General features: G+C 45.3%; 17 protein-coding genes and 1 tRNA gene. 15 read left to right on the top strand and 3 right to left on the bottom strand.

The window, feature by feature from the left end:
- Positions 1-18: 18 nt before the first annotated feature.
- Both PNUC_RS05560 and PNUC_RS05555 read right to left on the bottom strand, forming a co-directional pair.
- Positions 19-486, bottom strand: a complete 468-nt coding sequence (locus PNUC_RS05560) for a DUF3619 family protein (RefSeq protein WP_011902906.1) — start codon at positions 484-486, stop codon at positions 19-21.
- Positions 483-1052, bottom strand: a complete 570-nt coding sequence (locus tag PNUC_RS05555; RefSeq protein WP_011902905.1) for an RNA polymerase sigma factor — start codon at positions 1050-1052, stop codon at positions 483-485. The genes PNUC_RS05560 and PNUC_RS05555 overlap by 4 nt, the downstream gene beginning before the upstream one ends.
- A gap of 193 nt (positions 1053-1245) precedes the next feature.
- Here PNUC_RS05555 and PNUC_RS05550 point away from each other — a divergent pair, with 193 nt between their 5' ends.
- The 6 genes from PNUC_RS05550 (at position 1246) to PNUC_RS05525 (ending at position 7944) form a co-directional block, all read left to right on the top strand.
- A complete protein-coding gene (locus PNUC_RS05550) occupies positions 1246-3033 on the top strand; it encodes an acetolactate synthase 3 catalytic subunit (protein WP_011902904.1) in 1788 nt (595 codons plus the stop codon).
- Positions 3033-3524 carry an acetolactate synthase small subunit gene (ilvN, locus tag PNUC_RS05545; protein ID WP_011902903.1) on the top strand — a complete coding sequence of 164 codons (492 nt, stop codon included), beginning with the start codon at positions 3033-3035 and terminating at the stop codon, positions 3522-3524. Before PNUC_RS05550 ends, ilvN begins: the two co-directional genes overlap by 1 nt.
- Before the next feature lie 51 nt (positions 3525-3575).
- Complete coding sequence (gene ilvC, locus PNUC_RS05540) at positions 3576-4592, top strand: ketol-acid reductoisomerase (RefSeq protein WP_011902902.1); 1017 nt, start codon at positions 3576-3578, stop codon at positions 4590-4592.
- Between the two features lie 39 nt (positions 4593-4631).
- A complete protein-coding gene (locus tag PNUC_RS05535) occupies positions 4632-5279 on the top strand; it encodes a phosphatidylserine decarboxylase (RefSeq protein ID WP_011902901.1) in 648 nt (215 codons plus the stop codon).
- Positions 5280-5301: 22 nt separating this feature from the next.
- On the top strand, positions 5302-6162 hold the full coding sequence (pssA, locus tag PNUC_RS05530; RefSeq protein ID WP_011902900.1) for a CDP-diacylglycerol--serine O-phosphatidyltransferase: 861 nt from the start codon (positions 5302-5304) through the stop codon (positions 6160-6162).
- A 234-nt stretch (positions 6163-6396) separates the two neighbouring features.
- The gene (locus PNUC_RS05525; protein ID WP_011902899.1) at positions 6397-7944 is read left to right on the top strand and encodes a 2-isopropylmalate synthase; all 1548 of its coding nucleotides are present in this window, start codon (positions 6397-6399) and stop codon (positions 7942-7944) included.
- A 26-nt stretch (positions 7945-7970) separates the two neighbouring features.
- On the opposite strand, the gene PNUC_RS05520 is transcribed toward PNUC_RS05525, so the two are convergent.
- Complete coding sequence (locus tag PNUC_RS05520; protein ID WP_011902898.1) at positions 7971-8564, bottom strand: lipid-binding SYLF domain-containing protein; 594 nt, start codon at positions 8562-8564, stop codon at positions 7971-7973.
- Between the two features lie 208 nt (positions 8565-8772).
- Here PNUC_RS05520 and rpsO point away from each other — a divergent pair, with 208 nt between their 5' ends.
- The 9 genes from rpsO to PNUC_RS05475 all read left to right on the top strand — a co-directional run bounded on the left by rpsO (position 8773) and on the right by PNUC_RS05475 (position 15380).
- A complete protein-coding gene (gene rpsO / locus PNUC_RS05515; protein WP_011902897.1) occupies positions 8773-9042 on the top strand; it encodes a 30S ribosomal protein S15 in 270 nt (89 codons plus the stop codon).
- A gap of 268 nt (positions 9043-9310) precedes the next feature.
- Positions 9311-11479, top strand: coding sequence for a polyribonucleotide nucleotidyltransferase (pnp, locus tag PNUC_RS05510; RefSeq protein ID WP_011902896.1), 2169 nt, complete (start codon positions 9311-9313; stop codon positions 11477-11479).
- Between the two features lie 30 nt (positions 11480-11509).
- On the top strand, positions 11510-12508 hold the full coding sequence (locus tag PNUC_RS05505; RefSeq protein ID WP_011902895.1) for an NAD(P)H-quinone oxidoreductase: 999 nt from the start codon (positions 11510-11512) through the stop codon (positions 12506-12508).
- 16 nt (positions 12509-12524) lie between these two features.
- On the top strand, positions 12525-13283 hold the full coding sequence (gene tpiA / locus PNUC_RS05500; RefSeq protein WP_011902894.1) for a triose-phosphate isomerase: 759 nt from the start codon (positions 12525-12527) through the stop codon (positions 13281-13283).
- Positions 13284-13305: 22 nt separating this feature from the next.
- Positions 13306-13650 (top strand): preprotein translocase subunit SecG, encoded by a 345-nt coding sequence (gene secG, locus PNUC_RS05495; protein ID WP_011902893.1) that lies wholly within the window; start codon positions 13306-13308, stop codon positions 13648-13650.
- An 86-nt stretch (positions 13651-13736) separates the two neighbouring features.
- Positions 13737-13821: transfer RNA gene (locus PNUC_RS05490), tRNA-Leu, on the top strand.
- A gap of 108 nt (positions 13822-13929) precedes the next feature.
- Complete coding sequence (locus tag PNUC_RS05485; protein ID WP_011902892.1) at positions 13930-14289, top strand: NADH-quinone oxidoreductase subunit A; 360 nt, start codon at positions 13930-13932, stop codon at positions 14287-14289.
- A gap of 5 nt (positions 14290-14294) precedes the next feature.
- A complete protein-coding gene (locus PNUC_RS05480) occupies positions 14295-14777 on the top strand; it encodes a NuoB/complex I 20 kDa subunit family protein (protein WP_011902891.1) in 483 nt (160 codons plus the stop codon).
- A 3-nt stretch (positions 14778-14780) separates the two neighbouring features.
- Entirely contained in the window at positions 14781-15380 is a 600-nt protein-coding gene (locus PNUC_RS05475; protein ID WP_011902890.1) for an NADH-quinone oxidoreductase subunit C, read from the top strand.

Genomic DNA, 15380 nt, shown 5'->3' with positions numbered 1-15380 from the left:
ATAGAGGGCGAATAATAATTACTTACTTGGTGTTAACTGGGCAGAGCTATCTTCAGAGTCAGAATCTGACAGCGGGCCATTTTTGAGGAAAGCCATAAAGCCGCTATCTGCGTAAGCATCTGGCGGCACATCATCAGCTAAAAGGGCGGCGTCAACTTCGGCAATATCGTTAATTCGAGATTCATCTTGCCAGTGAGCGATGCCAATCAATCCAAACACAAGAACAACTAGGGGCGCAATCCAGCCAACAGTGCCCCAAACGTGATTTGAGCCACTAGTCCAGTTTCCGGCTACGCCAGCAAAGACAGGCTTTTGAACTCGTACTTTTTCAGGTTTACGAAGTGATAGGGCCTTCATGCGAGCTGCATAAAGACGATCTTTAATCGCAGGAGAAAGGCTTTGCGCACCTTGACGGAGCAGGGCAGCACTAGCTCGACCAAATTGGTCAGCTTGGGTCGTATTTAATGGTTCGTCAAAGTGTTTCACAGCGTAATTCCTTTTAATTTCAATGCTTTAGCTAAGGTTTGGGTTGCTCGAGAGCAATGGGTTTTGACGCTGCCTTCGCTACAACTCATCGCTTTGGCAGTTTCAGTAATACTTAGCTCATCCCAATAACGCATCAGGAAGGCTTCTCGTTGACGTACGGGCAATTTTGATATTTCTGACTCTAAAGCCTGTAATAGCTGACTCTGTTCTAGTTTTTGCGCTCCATCTTGGTGAATTTCGCTCTCGTCAGGGGCAGAAAGTGACTCAAGAGGGTCAAAATCATCGTTTTCATCCGTTTTTTTGCCCATACTGGAAAACAAGGTGACCCATGTATTTCTAACCTTTTGTCGCCTAAACCAGTCGTGTATGCGGTTTTGCAAAATTCTGGTGAAAACCAGTGGCAGTTCTGCCGCAGGTCGATCGGCATATTTTTCAGCCAATTTGATCATTGCATCTTGAACAATATCCATCGCCGCATCATCATCGCGCACGGCGTAAACCGCTTGCTTGAAAGCACGCTGCTCGACGCTACTCAGAAAGTCAGATAGTTCTTGGGCTGATGCCATGCAATGGATTAGACCTGAATCTGTAAGAATTGATCCATTTTAGGGGATTGCTATAGAATATAGGGCTTACTACCTAGAATCTCATTCAAGAAGTGGTTTTTTCCGGTAGCAGCGCCGTTCGAACTCAGGCCATAAGCAGGAGATAGAACAGACCAATCAATTTTTTGCCGAAAATTGCAAAGGACGAAAGAAAATGAATACAAGCAGCGCAGAATTTTTAGCTACTAAAGCTAACAAAGACACAACAAATACAAATACTGAAGCAGCGCCTCCAGAAATGATTGGTGCTGAGATGCTCGTGCATGCATTGCACAAAGAGGGCGTTGAATTCGTTTGGGGTTACCCAGGTGGGTCCGTTCTCTTTATCTATGATGAAATTTTTAAACAAGATAAGTTCGAACATATTCTCGTTCGCCATGAACAGGCAGCTGTTCATGCGGCTGATGGCTATGCGCGCGCAACCGGTAAGGTTGGCGTTGCATTAGTCACTTCGGGACCAGGTGTAACGAACGCAGTTACTGGCATTGCCACTGCCTACACTGATTCGATCCCGATGGTGATCATCAGCGGTAATGTGCCAACCTATGCGATTGGTGAGGATGCTTTCCAAGAGGCAGATACCGTTGGTATTACACGCCCAGTGGTGAAACATAACTTCCTAGTGAAGGATGTGAGAGATCTACCTTTGGTATTAAAGAAGGCTTTTCATATCGCTCAGACCGGTCGACCTGGCCCTGTATTAATCGATATTCCTAAAGACGTTTCAGCAGCAAAAGCCCCGTTTGTTTATCCGGAAACTTTGGAAATGCGCTCCTATAACCCAGTTGTTAAAGGGCATAGCGGACAAATCCGAAAGGCTGTAGCGCTGTTGCAAGAAGCCGAGCGTCCATACATCTACACCGGTGGTGGCATTATCTTGGCAGACGCAGCGCCTGAATTAAAAGAATTTGCTGACCTTCTGGGGTATCCAGTAACCAATACCTTGATGGGTCTTGGTGGCTTTCCAGGAACCAGCCCCCAGTTTTTGGGCATGCTCGGTATGCATGGCACTTACGAAGCCAATATGGCGATGCAACACAGTGATGTGTTGATTGCGATTGGCGCACGTTTTGATGACCGTGTGATTGGAAATACAGAACACTTTGCAAGTCATCCGCGCAAGATTATTCATATTGACATTGATCCATCTGTGATTTCTAAGCGTGTGAAGGTCGATGTTCCCATTGTTGGCAATCTCAAAGAGGTATTAGTAGAGATGACTGCCCAGTTGAAAGCTGCCGGCCCACGCAAGAATGGCGAGAAGCTTGCCGCTTGGTGGGAGCAAATCAACGAGTGGCGCAAAAAAGATTGCTTGAAATATGACGAAGCTTCTCAAATTGTTAAGCCGCAGTATGTCGTTCAAAAGTTATGGGAACTGACAGGCGGCGATGCATTCATCACGTCTGACGTAGGTCAGCATCAAATGTGGGCTGCTCAGTTCTACAAATTTGATCAGCCACGTCGTTGGATTAACTCTGGTGGTCTTGGCACTATGGGTGTTGGTTTGCCATATGCCATGGGTATTAAGAAAGCATTTCCGGACAAGGATGTATTTGCCATTACCGGTGAAGGCTCAATTCAGATGTGTATTCAGGAACTTTCTACCTGTAAGCAATACAACACTCCTGTAAAGATTGTTTCTTTAAATAACCGTTACTTAGGTATGGTTCGTCAGTGGCAGGAGTTAACTTATAACAAGCGTTATTCCAGCTCTTATATGGATTCTTTGCCTGATTTCGTGAAATTAGCTGAAGCCTATGGTCACGTTGGCATGCGTATTGAGAAGAAGTCTGATGTTGAAGGTGCTCTTAAAGAAGCGATTCGTTTGAAAGATCGCACTGTATTTATGGACTTCCAAACCGATCCAGAAGAAAACGTTTGGCCTATGGTTCAAGCGGGTAAAGGTATTACTGAAATGCTTTTGGGTAGTGAGGATCTGTAATGCGACATATTATTTCTGTATTAATTGAGAATGAGCCGGGCGCGTTATCCCGCGTAGTGGGTCTATTCTCAGCGCGTGGCTACAACATCGATACCTTAAGTGTTGCGCCAACTGAAGATCCATCCTTATCTCGCATGACCATTGTTACCTTTGGTTCTGATGACGTTATTGAACAAATCACCAAGCACTTGAACCGTTTGGTTGAAGTGGTTAAGGTATTTGATTTAAGCGAAGGCCCACACATTGAGCGTGAGCTCATGATGATTAAAGTGCGCGCCGTTGGAAAAGAACGTGAAGAGCTCAAACGTACTACCGATATCTTCCGCGGTCGCATCATCGATGTGACTGATAAGAGTTACACCATTGAGTTAACTGGTGATGGTGCCAAATTGGATGCCTTTATTGATTCGATCGATCGCGCATCAATTCTTGAAACTGTCCGTTCGGGTGGTTCAGGAATTGGACGTGGAGAGCGCATCCTCAAGGTTTAATTTTTTTAATAGATTTCTGCATTAATTACATTTTCAAAACAAGGAAAGAGCATGAAAGTTTTTTACGATAAAGACGCTGATTTGTCCCTCATTAAGGGCAAGAAAGTCACCATCATTGGTTATGGTTCACAAGGTCATGCGCATGCATTGAACCTGAAAGATTCAGGCTGTAACGTTACCGTTGGTTTACGTAAAGGTGGCGCTTCCTGGAGCAAAGCAGAAAATGCTGGCTTAACAGTTAAAGAGGTTGGCGAAGCGGTTAAAGATGCTGACGTAGTCATGATGTTGTTGCCTGATGAGCAAATCGCTGACGTATACAACAAAGAAGTTCACGGCAATATCAAGCAGGGCGCTGCATTGGCATTCGCTCACGGCTTTAATGTGCATTATGGTCAAGTTCAGCCACGCGCTGACTTAGACGTCATCATGATCGCTCCAAAAGCACCTGGACATACTGTTCGCGGTACATACTCACAGGGCGGTGGTGTTCCACATTTGATCGCCGTTTACCAAGATAAGTCTGGATCTGCACGTGATGTTGCATTGTCTTATGCGACTGCAAACGGCGGTGGTCGTGCTGGCATTATCGAAACAAACTTCCGCGAAGAAACTGAAACTGACTTGTTCGGTGAACAAGCAGTTCTCTGTGGTGGCGCTGTTGATTTGATCAAGACAGGTTTTGAAGTGTTGGTAGAAGCTGGCTATGCCCCTGAGATGGCTTACTTTGAGTGCTTGCACGAGCTTAAGTTGATCGTTGATTTGATCTACGAAGGCGGTATTGCCAACATGAATTACTCAATCTCTAACAATGCTGAATACGGTGAGTATGTCACTGGCCCACGTGTTGTAACTGAAGATACTAAGAATGCAATGCGTCAGTGCTTGAAGGATATTCAGACTGGTGAGTATGCTAAGAGCTTCATCCTTGAGAACAAGGCTGGTGCCCCAACATTAATCTCACGTCGTCGTTTGAATGCTGAGCATGAAATTGAAATCGTAGGTGCTAAGTTGCGCGCGATGATGCCTTGGATTGCTAAGAATAAATTAGTTGATCAAACTAAGAACTAAGTAAATCCAAAAGCATTTAACGAAAAGGCTCAGAAAAATATGATGTATCCACACCCTATTATTGCGAAAGAAGGATGGCCGTATTTGGCTTTAATAGGGATTGTGACTTTGCCGGTTCACTATATTGGCGGCATTGCCTGGTCGTGGCCGTTGTGGATTATTTTCATTTTTGTTCTGCAGTTTTTCCGTGACCCACAGCGTATTCCTGCCATGGGTCGCGACCTTGTTTTATCGCCAGCCGATGGTCGTATTGTTGTTGTGGAAAAAACAAACGATCCTTATGCGGATCGTGAAGCGCTCAAAATTAGCGTTTTTATGAATGTATTTAATGTGCACTCTAATCGCAGCGCTGTTAATGGCTTGGTAAAAGAGATTCAGTACTTTCCGGGCAAATTTGTTAATGCCGATTTAGATAAAGCTTCCACTGAAAATGAGCGCAATGCTGTAGTGATTGATGCTAATGGCCACATTGTTACCCTGGTACAAGTGGCAGGTTTAATTGCGCGCCGTATTCTTTGCTACATTCATGTCGGTGATCGTTTAAAAGCGGGTGAGCGCTACGGCTTTATTCGCTTTGGATCACGTGTAGACGTTTATTTACCCCTCACTGCTGAACCATTGGTTTCTGTTGGTGATAAAGTATTTGCAACCAATACAGCTTTGGCGCGTTTGCCGGGCTTAGATTGATTCGCAACCCCCGAGGTCATCTTTGACAACATTTCGTCGTCGCGGTCGTTTAGATAGAAGCAGGCTTTCTCGTACCCGTACTCAAAGTACTCAAGATGAGTGGGCTGAAGAGCTTGGCGATCCTTTGGACTATGAAGTAGAAGCCACTCACGCGCGCACACGTCCTCGTAATAAGGGCATTTATTTATTGCCTAATGCATTTACTACTGCAGCCTTATTCAGTGGTTTCTTTGCCATCGTGAATGCGATGAATGATCAATTTCAAATTGCTGCAATTGCTATTTTTGCCTCTCTAGTATTGGATGGCATGGATGGTCGTGTTGCCCGTATGACTAATACACAAAGTGCATTTGGTGAGCAGTACGATTCTTTAGCCGATATGGTTTCGTTTGGAGTGGCCCCTGCATTAGTTGCTTACGAGTGGGCCCTTAAGGATTTAGGTAAGTGGGGTTGGTTAGCAGCATTTACCTATTGCGCAGGCGCTGCATTACGCTTGGCACGCTTTAATGTGAATACAGGCGTCGTGGATAAAAAATTCTTTCAAGGTCTTCCTAGTCCTGCCGCAGGTTCATTAATTGCTGGTTTTATCTGGTTGGCTGATGACAATAAGATTCCAGTGCGAGACACCGCAATTCCTTGGATTACCTTTTTCATTGCTGTTTATGCTGGCTTGACAATGGTTTCCAATGCCCGCTTTTACAGCGGCAAAGCGCTTGATGTGCGCTATCGGGTTCCTTTTGGGGTGATGGTTCTATTGATTTTGACCTTCGTTTTGATCTCATCCAACCCCCCGTTAACCTTATTCGGCTTATTTGTGGTCTATTCCATCTCAGGCTATGTCGTTTGGGCCTGGGAGCGACTCAGTGGAAAACGTTTTAGCTAAGTCTCGATTTTTCGGGTATATTAAATCTATGTTGATGAATTTTTCACCTTTAACTGACCTCCTTCTACTGGCACTAAGCATTTCGCTTGGGGCGGGTAAGGCCTGAGTTGATGAGATAAAAATATCCATTAACCACCAATACCAGCCCCAGCACATTGCTGGGGTTTTTGTTTTTAGATTTACAGTATTAGGCGATACCAAAATTACAAAGCAATATTCGATCGGAGAGTAGTGATGAGCGATAAAGTAATCATTTTTGACACCACCTTGCGTGATGGCGAGCAATCCCCTGGGGCATCAATGACCAAGGACGAGAAGGTCCGCATTGCCCGTCAATTAGAGCGCCTCAAAGTCGACGTGATTGAGGCTGGATTTGCAGCTAGCTCTGAAGGTGACTTTCAGGCGATATCTGCGGTTGCTGCAGCAGTAAAAGATTCTATTGTGTGCTCCTTGGCTAGAGCCAATGACAAGGACATTACTCGCGCTGCCGATGCTTTGCAGGCTGCCAATGCCAAGCGCATTCATGCATTTTTGGCAACGAGTCCCTTACATATGGCAGTTAAATTGCGCATGTCTCCAGAAGAGGTGTTAGAGCAAGCTAAGCGTTCGATTCGCTTTGCTCGTAATTTGGCATCGGATATTGAATTCTCCGCAGAAGATGGATATCGCTCAGAGATGGATTTCTTGTGCCGTGTCGTTGAAGCGGTAATTAATGAGGGCGCATCTACCATCAATATTCCCGATACCGTCGGCTATGCAACACCTGAGTTATATGGTGATTTCATCAAAACCTTGCGCACCCGCGTGCCCAATTCAGATAAGGCAGTTTGGTCTGTGCATTGTCATAACGACTTAGGCATGGCGGTTGCCAATTCATTGGCGGGCGTAAAAATTGGTGGCGCACGCCAGATCGAGTGCACGATCAATGGCCTTGGTGAGCGAGCAGGCAATACCGCTTTAGAAGAAATTGTGATGGCATTGCGCACTCGTAAGGATTACTTTGATATGGTGTGCGGTATCGATGCAAGCCAAATTGTTCCAGCATCCAAATTGGTTTCTCAAATTACTGGTTTTGTCGTTCAACCTAACAAAGCTGTTGTTGGCGCAAATGCCTTTGCACACACCTCAGGCATTCATCAAGATGGTATTTTGAAAAATCGTGATACCTATGAAATCATGCGTGCAGAAGATGTGGGCTGGTCTGCCAATAAGATTGTTTTGGGCAAGTTATCCGGCCGAAATGCTTTTAAGCAACGCTTGCAAGAATTGGGAATTACAGTTGAGGCTGAGGCTGATTTGAATGAGGCATTTACACGCTTTAAGGCATTGGCTGACCAAAAGTCTGAAATTTTTGATGAAGATATTATTGCCATCATGTCTGATTCAGCGGCAGCGGAAGAGGGCGAACACTACCACTTCATCAGCTTAAGTCAGCATTCTGAAACTGGCGAGCGTCCAAAGTCACGTGTCATTTTCCGCATGGGTGACAAGGAAGTGAGTTCTGAAGCTGAGGGTAATGGCCCAGTTGACGCTAGCTTGAATGCCATTGAAGAAATTGCCAAGAGCGGGGCAGAGCAGTTGCTCTATTCTGTGAATGCAATTACCTCTGGTACGCAATCACAAGGAGAGGTAACCGTACGTCTTTCTAAGGGTGGCCGTATTGTTAATGGGGTAGGAACTGATCCTGACATCATTGCCGCTTCAGCTAAAGCCTATTTGTCTGCTTTAAACAAATTGCATGATCCAAGTCAGGCTAAGCTAAATGCGCAAATGGCACCTTAACAGTATCAATTACAAGGGGCGCCCAATTAATTGAGGGTGCTGTCCTTGTAATACTTTGTACCTTTACCAGTGACTTCTGCTGCAAGGCCTGAGTCAGTTAATTGATACATTAATATTCCATCTGCAACAATCGTGGCATCTTGATAGGCGTCACCATTTTTTTCGTACTTTGCTGCGGCGGTCATTTGGCCGCCAAAAGTCCAGCCAGAATTTACAAAGTTATTTAGTACGGCCTCATTCTGAAATACAAAAATAGTTTGGGTGGATTTAATACCAATCCCCAAACCTGCTTGAACTTCGGCCATATTCATATAAATTGGCTTGGAGCTAAATTTATTCATCACTACGCCAGTACCGGTTCCGCCGCCAGCAATCAAAATCTTCATCCCAAAATTGCTAAAAGTTGCATATCCAGCTGCCTTTTCAATTAAATCCTTAGCTTTTGGTTCAACGGCATACAGATGTTTAAGGATTTGCTGGTTCTTTTTAAGAACTTCCTCTCTTTGTTGGGCCACGGTCTTACTTGCACCAAATGGATTTGCAAATTGAGCAAAAACAGGTTGATTTACGCAGAGCGTTAATACAAAGAGGGCAATGAATGGGCGGATAAAAGGGCGCATATTTTGTAAGTTATTGATTAATATGAATAAAAGTTGTTTAGTGATCAGAATTATGAGTTCCAGGATAACAAGAATTACAACCTGACTGCTCAATATTAGCCCTGGTCTGCTATAATTCGATGGCTTTGATTTGTAAAGCTTTTTTGTTAATAACGCACGACACAGAATGGGTGAAAGCTCAGGTGTTCGCAAGTAAGGAGTATTAAAAATGGCAGTTGCTGATATTAAAACGGCGGAAATCGTCAAAGATAACGCGCGCAGCGCAAACGATACGGGTAGCCCTGAAGTTCAAGTTTCATTGCTTACAGCCCGCATCAATGAATTAACCCCCCATTTCAAGGCTAACGCCAAAGACCATCACAGCCGTCGCGGTTTGTTGAAGATGGTTTCACGTCGCCGTCGCCTCTTGGATTACCTCAAAGGCAAAGATTTGGATCGCTATCGCGCATTGATTGAGAAATTAGGTCTCCGTAAGTAATTCTTATCGGTAATGCAATGCCATCTATCTTAGGGTTGTTTCTTCACAGAATCAGTCTTAAGCAGATGGCATGTTTTTTGGGCGCTTCAAGATCATTTGTGTAGGGGATTGTGTCATTCCAATGAGTTTCTGAGTTGTAAACAGAGTCTCCCTGGAATGGCATCCCTTTTGATCCTAAAACGCTCCAGTGTTGTCGTGACACTGTTTTATCCCACGACAAGCGCACTGCTTATGTGAGTTTTGCGTGAACAATTTGGAGAAGATCAGAATGACTATGTTTAAAAAAGCAGTAAAGAGTTTTCAATGGGGCAACCATCAAGTAACGATGGAAACAGGCGAGATTGCTCGTCAATCTGGTGGTGCCGTTATCGTGAACGTTGACGACACAGTAGTAATGGGCACAGTAGTTGCCTCCAAGTCTGCTAAGCCAGGCCAATCCTTTTTCCCTTTGACTGTTGATTACCTTGAGAAGACTTACGCTGCAGGTAAGATCCCAGGTGGTTTCTTCCGTCGTGAAGGTCGTCCATCAGAAGGTGAGACATTAATCTCCCGTTTGATCGATCGTCCATTGCGCCCGTTATTCCCAGAAGGCTTCTTGAATGAAGTTCAAGTGGTGATTCATGTGTTGTCTATCAACCCTGATGTTCCTTCTGATATTCCTGCATTGATTGCCGCTTCTGCAGCATTAGCTATTTCAGGTATCCCATTTGCTGGCCCAGTCGGCGCAGCACGTGTTGGTTACGCCAATGGTCAATACCTCTTGAACCCAACTCGCACCGAACAAGCTACTAGCGAACTCGATTTGATCGTTGCTGGTACGCAAGCTGCTGTATTAATGGTTGAGTCTGAAGCTAACCAGCTTTCTGAAGAGGTGATGTTAGGTGCTGTTGTATATGGTCATGACCAAATGCAAACTGCCATTAACGCAATTAACGAATTAGTTGCTGAAGCTGGTAAACCAGAGTGGGATTGGACTGCCGCGCCTAAAGATGAGCCATTCATTGCCAAGGTTACTGCTTTGGCTGAAGCACCATTGCGTGAGGCATATCAGATTCGTCAAAAAGGCGCTCGTTCAGACAAGCTCAAAGAAATTACTAAAGAAGTAATGGCTAAGTTGCAAGAAGAGGGCGACGTTGACGCAGTTGCTGTTAATGACATCTTGTTTGAAATCGAAGCGAAAATTGTTCGTAGTCAGATTTTGAATGGTGAGCCACGTATTGATGGCCGTGATACACGCACTGTTCGTCCAATTGAAATTCGTAATGGCGTATTGCCACGTACACACGGTTCAGCATTGTTTACCCGTGGTGAAACACAGGCTCTCGTAGTGGCAACTTTAGGTACAGCACGTGATGAGCAAATCATTGATGCACTTGAAGGTGAATACCGCGATCGCTTCATGTTCCACTACAACATGCCTCCGTTTGCAACTGGCGAAACAGGTCGCGTTGGCAGCCCAAAGCGTCGTGAAATTGGTCATGGCCGTTTAGCTAAGCGTGCTTTGATTCCAGTATTGCCAAGCGCAGAAGATTTTGCATATAGCATTCGCGTTGTTTCAGAAATCACTGAATCCAATGGCTCCTCATCCATGGCATCTGTTTGCGGTGGTTGTTTAGCAATGATGGATGCGGGTGTTCCAGTTAAGGCACACGTTGCTGGTGTTGCTATGGGCTTGATCCTTGACGGCAATCGTTTTGCTGTGTTGACTGATATCTTGGGTGATGAAGATCACTTGGGCGACATGGACTTTAAAGTAGCTGGTACTGCAAATGGTATTACTGCATTGCAGATGGATATTAAGGTTCAAGGTATTACTAAAGAAATTATGCAAGTGGCTTTGGCGCAAGCTAAAGAAGGCCGTTTGCACATCTTGAGCAAAATGCAAGAAGCAATGGGTTCAGTTCGTACAGAATTGTCAGCTCATGCTCCGCGTATGGTGTCATTCAAGATTCACCCAGATAAGATTCGTGAAGTGATCGGTAAAGGCGGCGCAACTATCCAAGCCTTAACTAAAGAAACCGGTTGCAGCATCGATATTAAAGATGACGGCACAGTAACTATCGCCTCAACAAGTGCTGAAGGCATGGCTGAAGCCAAAGCTCGCATTGAAGGTATTACTGCTGAAGCTGAAGTAGGCAAAATCTACGAAGGTCCAGTAGTGAAGTTGCTTGAGTTCGGTGCTTTAGTCAACATTCTTCCTGGTAAGGATGGCCTCTTGCATATTTCTGAGATCTCTAACGAGCGCGTAAAAGAAGTGAAGGATTATTTGGCAGAAGGCCAAGTGGTTCGCGTGAAGTTATTGGCTGCTGATGAGCGTGGTCGTTTGCGTTTATCTTTGAAGGCTGCAATGGCTGATGAAGGTGGCACGATTGCTCCTTTGGCTGGTGCTGCTGAAGTGGTGGCTGAAGAAGCCCCAGCTTCTGGCGAATCTGCTTAAGTAATTCATCGCAACCTTCCGGAGCTTTCAATGCGCGTAATTGAAATCAAAGAATTTGGCGCACCAGAAATGTTGGTGCCAAACACCCGTCCTGACCTAGCCGCTCCAGCGGCTGGTTCTGGTGAGGTCTTGATTAAAGTGCTGGCTGCGGGGATAAACCGTCCAGATGTCTTACAGCGTAAGGGCCATTACCCGGTGCCAGCGGGCGCATCCGATATCCCTGGTTTAGAGGTTGCAGGCGAAATTATTGGCGGCGATTTATCGCATGCAGATAATGCTTTCGGCTTAAAGCTGGGAGATAAGGTTTGTGCCTTAGTACAGGGCGGTGGATATGCCGACCTTTGCACGGCACCTATTGCTCAGTGTTTGCCTTATCCAACTGGATTTAGCGATCAAGAGGCTGCGGCTCTACCTGAAACCTTTTATACCGTGTGGAGCAACGTCTTCATGCGTGGTGAATTGTCTGAGGGTGAAACACTATTAGTACAGGGCGGCTCTAGTGGTATTGGTGTTACGGCCATACTTATCGCCAAAGCCTTAGGTCACAAAGTATTTGTTACTGCTGGAACTGATGAAAAGTGCGCTGCATGCGTTGCATTAGGTGCGGATCTGGCGATCAACTACAAGACACAGGATTTTGTCGAAGAGATTAAGAAAGCAACTGATGGCAAAGGTGTCAATGTCATTCTTGATATGGTGACTGGCGCCTATGTACAGCGCGAAATAGACTGCTTGGCAGATGATGGCCGCATAGTGATCATTGCAATTCAAGGCGGCTCAAAGGCAGAGGTCAGCACAAATCAAATTTTGCGCCGTCGCCTCACTATCACTGGTTCAACATTACGCCCACGTCCAGTCTCTTTTAAGAAGCAAATTACAAAACAGTTATATGACAACATATGGCCTTTGTTAAATGCTGGCAAATTAAAGCCATCTATTTACAAAACCTTTACGTTGGATCAAGCGGCAGATGCCCATAGTCTTATGGAGTCATCTGAGCACGTTGGCAAAATTGTTTTAACGGTTTAAGAACGTCTCCGAACTTATGCGACCACTTATCGTCATTGGCAACTGGAAAATGAACGGCAATCTTGCTAGTAATCAAGATTGGGTCAAGACCGTTGCCCGTGGCATGGAAAGTGGCATGCCAGCCGGACGTAAGTTTGCTGTATGTCCGTCATTTCCGTATTTATCTCAATGTTCTACTTTGATTAAAGAGCATTCTTTAGCTTTTTTAAGCTTAGGCGCTCAAGATGTTTCTGCTCATGGCGCTGGTGCTTATACCGGTGAAGTAGGCGCATCCATGCTAAAAGAAATGGGTTGTGAATACGTCATTGTTGGGCATTCAGAGCGTCGCCAGATGCATCAAGAGGCTGATGAGTCTGTCGCAGCTAAAGCATTGCAGGCATTAGATAGCGGCATGACGCCAGTGATTTGTGTCGGTGAAACTGCTGACGAGCGTAACTCGGGTAGGGCGGAAGAGATTGTTTGCTCCCAAGTGGCTAAACAGGTATCAGTTCTTCAGGATCGATTGGCTGATTGCTTGATTGCTTATGAGCCTGTTTGGGCTATTGGCACTGGAAAAGTAGCTAGCGCTCAAGTGGCGCAAGATATGCATCGTGCAATTCGTATGCAATTAGCCGAATTTGATGAAGATGTAGCGTCACATGTTGGAATTTTGTATGGCGGCAGCGTCAAGCCTGATAATGCTGTCGAATTATTTGCAATGCCAGATATTGATGGTGGATTGGTTGGGGGTGCTTCACTAAATCCGCAAGACTTTCTGGCCATCTGTCAGGCATAGATTTTTTATTTGGAGATACGCTGTGGAATGGATTAAAACTTTATTAATAGTTTTGCAGGTGATTTCAGCTTTGTCTGTGATCTTGCTGGTATTGCTGCAACAGGGTAAGGGCGCTGATATGGGTGCTGCCTTCGGATCGGGAGCATCAGGTAGCTTGTTTGGCGCCAGCGGTTCAGCCAACTTCCTGTCTCATGCAACAGCTATCTTTGCGGCGGTGTTTTTCATGTGCACCATCGGAATTACCTGGGTTGGCAATAAAAAAGAAGTAAACCCTGGAGTTCTATCTGGAACGGTAGCTCCGGCTGCAACTCCAGCGGCTCCAGTGGCTCCGGCTCAGGATCCAAGCAAACCTGCAGTTCCTAGATAAAAAAGTAGGTTTTTACAGATTTAACTACCCCTATTTTAGGGAAGTTCAGTGGTGCAATGCAGTAGAATTGACAAGTTTTACAAGATGCCGACGTGGTGAAATTGGTAGACACGCTATCTTGAGGGGGTAGTGGCTTAGGCTGTGCGAGTTCGAGTCTCGCCGTCGGCACCAAAATGAAGTATTTGTAAGGGTTTTTGCTCTAAATCAATACTGTATGTAGTGGAATAATTATCATTTGTAGCATTTGAAGATTTACCGGACGAACGACTCAGGACCATTTTGAATCTCGCTAATTACTTTCCTGTTCTGCTTTTTATCCTCGTAGGTATTGGGGTTGGATTAGTCCCCATGTTCCTCGGAAAAATTCTGGCTCCCTCAAAGCCTGATGCTGAAAAACTCTCCCCGTACGAATGTGGATTTGAGGCCTTCGAAGACGCGCGGATGAAGTTTGACGTGCGCTACTACCTCATTGCTATCCTTTTTATCTTATTTGATTTAGAAACCGCTTTTCTTTTCCCTTGGGGTGTTGCACTTAGGGATATAGGCTGGTTTGGTTATGCCTCAATGGTTATTTTCCTCTTGGAATTTATCGTTGGATTTGTATATATCTGGAAAAAGGGCGCTCTCGACTGGGAGTGATCGATATGGCATTAGAAGGCGTTCTCAAAGAAGGATTTGTTACCACTACTGCAGACCAGTTGATTAACTGGACTCGCAACGGTTCTTTATGGCCAATGACCTTTGGTCTGGCTTGTTGTGCGGTTGAGATGATGCATGCTGGTGCTTCCCGCTATGACTTAGACCGATTTGGCGTTGTTTTCCGCCCATCTCCACGTCAATCCGATTTAATGATTGTTGCTGGAACTCTCTGCAACAAAATGGCTCCCGCGTTACGTAAGGTTTATGACCAAATGCCAGAGCCGCGTTGGGTTATTTCAATGGGCTCATGTGCCAATGGTGGCGGTTATTACCATAACTCTTATTCAGTTGTGCGCGGCTGCGACCGCATTGTGCCAGTGGATATTTATGTTCCTGGCTGCCCCCCAACTGCAGAGGCCTTGATCTACGGAATTATTCAGTTGCAATCTAAGATCGCTCGCACAAGCACGATTGCGCGGAAGGCCTAAATCATGTCAGATCGTTTAGTTCATTTAGCTGCTAATTTAGAAAAAGTTCTAGGTAAGCGCGTCCAGTCAATCGAGATTGCCCTAGGCGAAGTGACTGTTGTTGTTAATGCAGATACTTATTTTGAATCTGCCATGCTCATGCGTGATGATCCTTCATTAGCGTTTGAGCAATTAATTGATTTGTGTGGCGTTGACTACCAAGATTTTCGCGATGGCGCATGGAATGGCCAGCGCTTTGGAGTGGTAAGTCATTTACTCTCACTTGAGCACAACTGGCGCTTGCGTGTTCGTGTGTTTGCTCCAGATGATAGCTATCCATTAGTCGCATCCATTACTCCGGTTTGGAGTTCTGCTAATTGGTTTGAGCGCGAAGCATTCGATCTTTACGGCATTATTTTTGAAGGCCATGAAGACTTACGTCGCATTTTGACTGACTATGGTTTTATTGGTCACCCATTCAGAAAAGATTTCCCAATTAGTGGCAATGTTGAAATGCGCTATGACCCTGAGTTAAAGCGTGTGGTCTATCAGCCTGTCACCATTGAGGCTCGTGAGATTACTCCTCGTATCGTTCGCGAAGAGCAGTACGGAGATCCGGTTTAA

This window comes from Polynucleobacter asymbioticus QLW-P1DMWA-1, assembly GCF_000016345.1.
Taxonomy (GTDB): domain Bacteria; phylum Pseudomonadota; class Gammaproteobacteria; order Burkholderiales; family Burkholderiaceae; genus Polynucleobacter; species Polynucleobacter asymbioticus.
This window is presented reverse-complemented; position numbering and strand designations above follow the sequence as displayed.

What these genes read in the sequence shown, in the direction of transcription:
- PNUC_RS05550 (WP_011902904.1), top strand. Translation starts at nt 1,246, where the DNA reads ATGAATACAAGCAGCGCAGAATTTTTAGCTACTAAAGCTAACAAAGAC.
- PNUC_RS05475 (WP_011902890.1), top strand. Translation starts at nt 14,781, where the DNA reads ATGTCAGATCGTTTAGTTCATTTAGCTGCTAATTTAGAAAAAGTTCTA.
- rpsO (WP_011902897.1), top strand. Translation starts at nt 8,773, where the DNA reads ATGGCAGTTGCTGATATTAAAACGGCGGAAATCGTCAAAGATAACGCG.
- PNUC_RS05555 (WP_011902905.1), bottom strand. Translation starts at nt 1,052, where the DNA reads ATGGCATCAGCCCAAGAACTATCTGACTTTCTGAGTAGCGTCGAGCAG.
- ilvC (WP_011902902.1), top strand. Translation starts at nt 3,576, where the DNA reads ATGAAAGTTTTTTACGATAAAGACGCTGATTTGTCCCTCATTAAGGGC.
- pnp (WP_011902896.1), top strand. Translation starts at nt 9,311, where the DNA reads ATGACTATGTTTAAAAAAGCAGTAAAGAGTTTTCAATGGGGCAACCAT.
- tpiA (WP_011902894.1), top strand. Translation starts at nt 12,525, where the DNA reads ATGCGACCACTTATCGTCATTGGCAACTGGAAAATGAACGGCAATCTT.
- PNUC_RS05520 (WP_011902898.1), bottom strand. Translation starts at nt 8,564, where the DNA reads ATGCGCCCTTTTATCCGCCCATTCATTGCCCTCTTTGTATTAACGCTC.
- PNUC_RS05480 (WP_011902891.1), top strand. Translation starts at nt 14,295, where the DNA reads ATGGCATTAGAAGGCGTTCTCAAAGAAGGATTTGTTACCACTACTGCA.
- PNUC_RS05535 (WP_011902901.1), top strand. Translation starts at nt 4,632, where the DNA reads ATGATGTATCCACACCCTATTATTGCGAAAGAAGGATGGCCGTATTTG.
- ilvN (WP_011902903.1), top strand. Translation starts at nt 3,033, where the DNA reads ATGCGACATATTATTTCTGTATTAATTGAGAATGAGCCGGGCGCGTTA.
- PNUC_RS05525 (WP_011902899.1), top strand. Translation starts at nt 6,397, where the DNA reads ATGAGCGATAAAGTAATCATTTTTGACACCACCTTGCGTGATGGCGAG.
- PNUC_RS05505 (WP_011902895.1), top strand. Translation starts at nt 11,510, where the DNA reads ATGCGCGTAATTGAAATCAAAGAATTTGGCGCACCAGAAATGTTGGTG.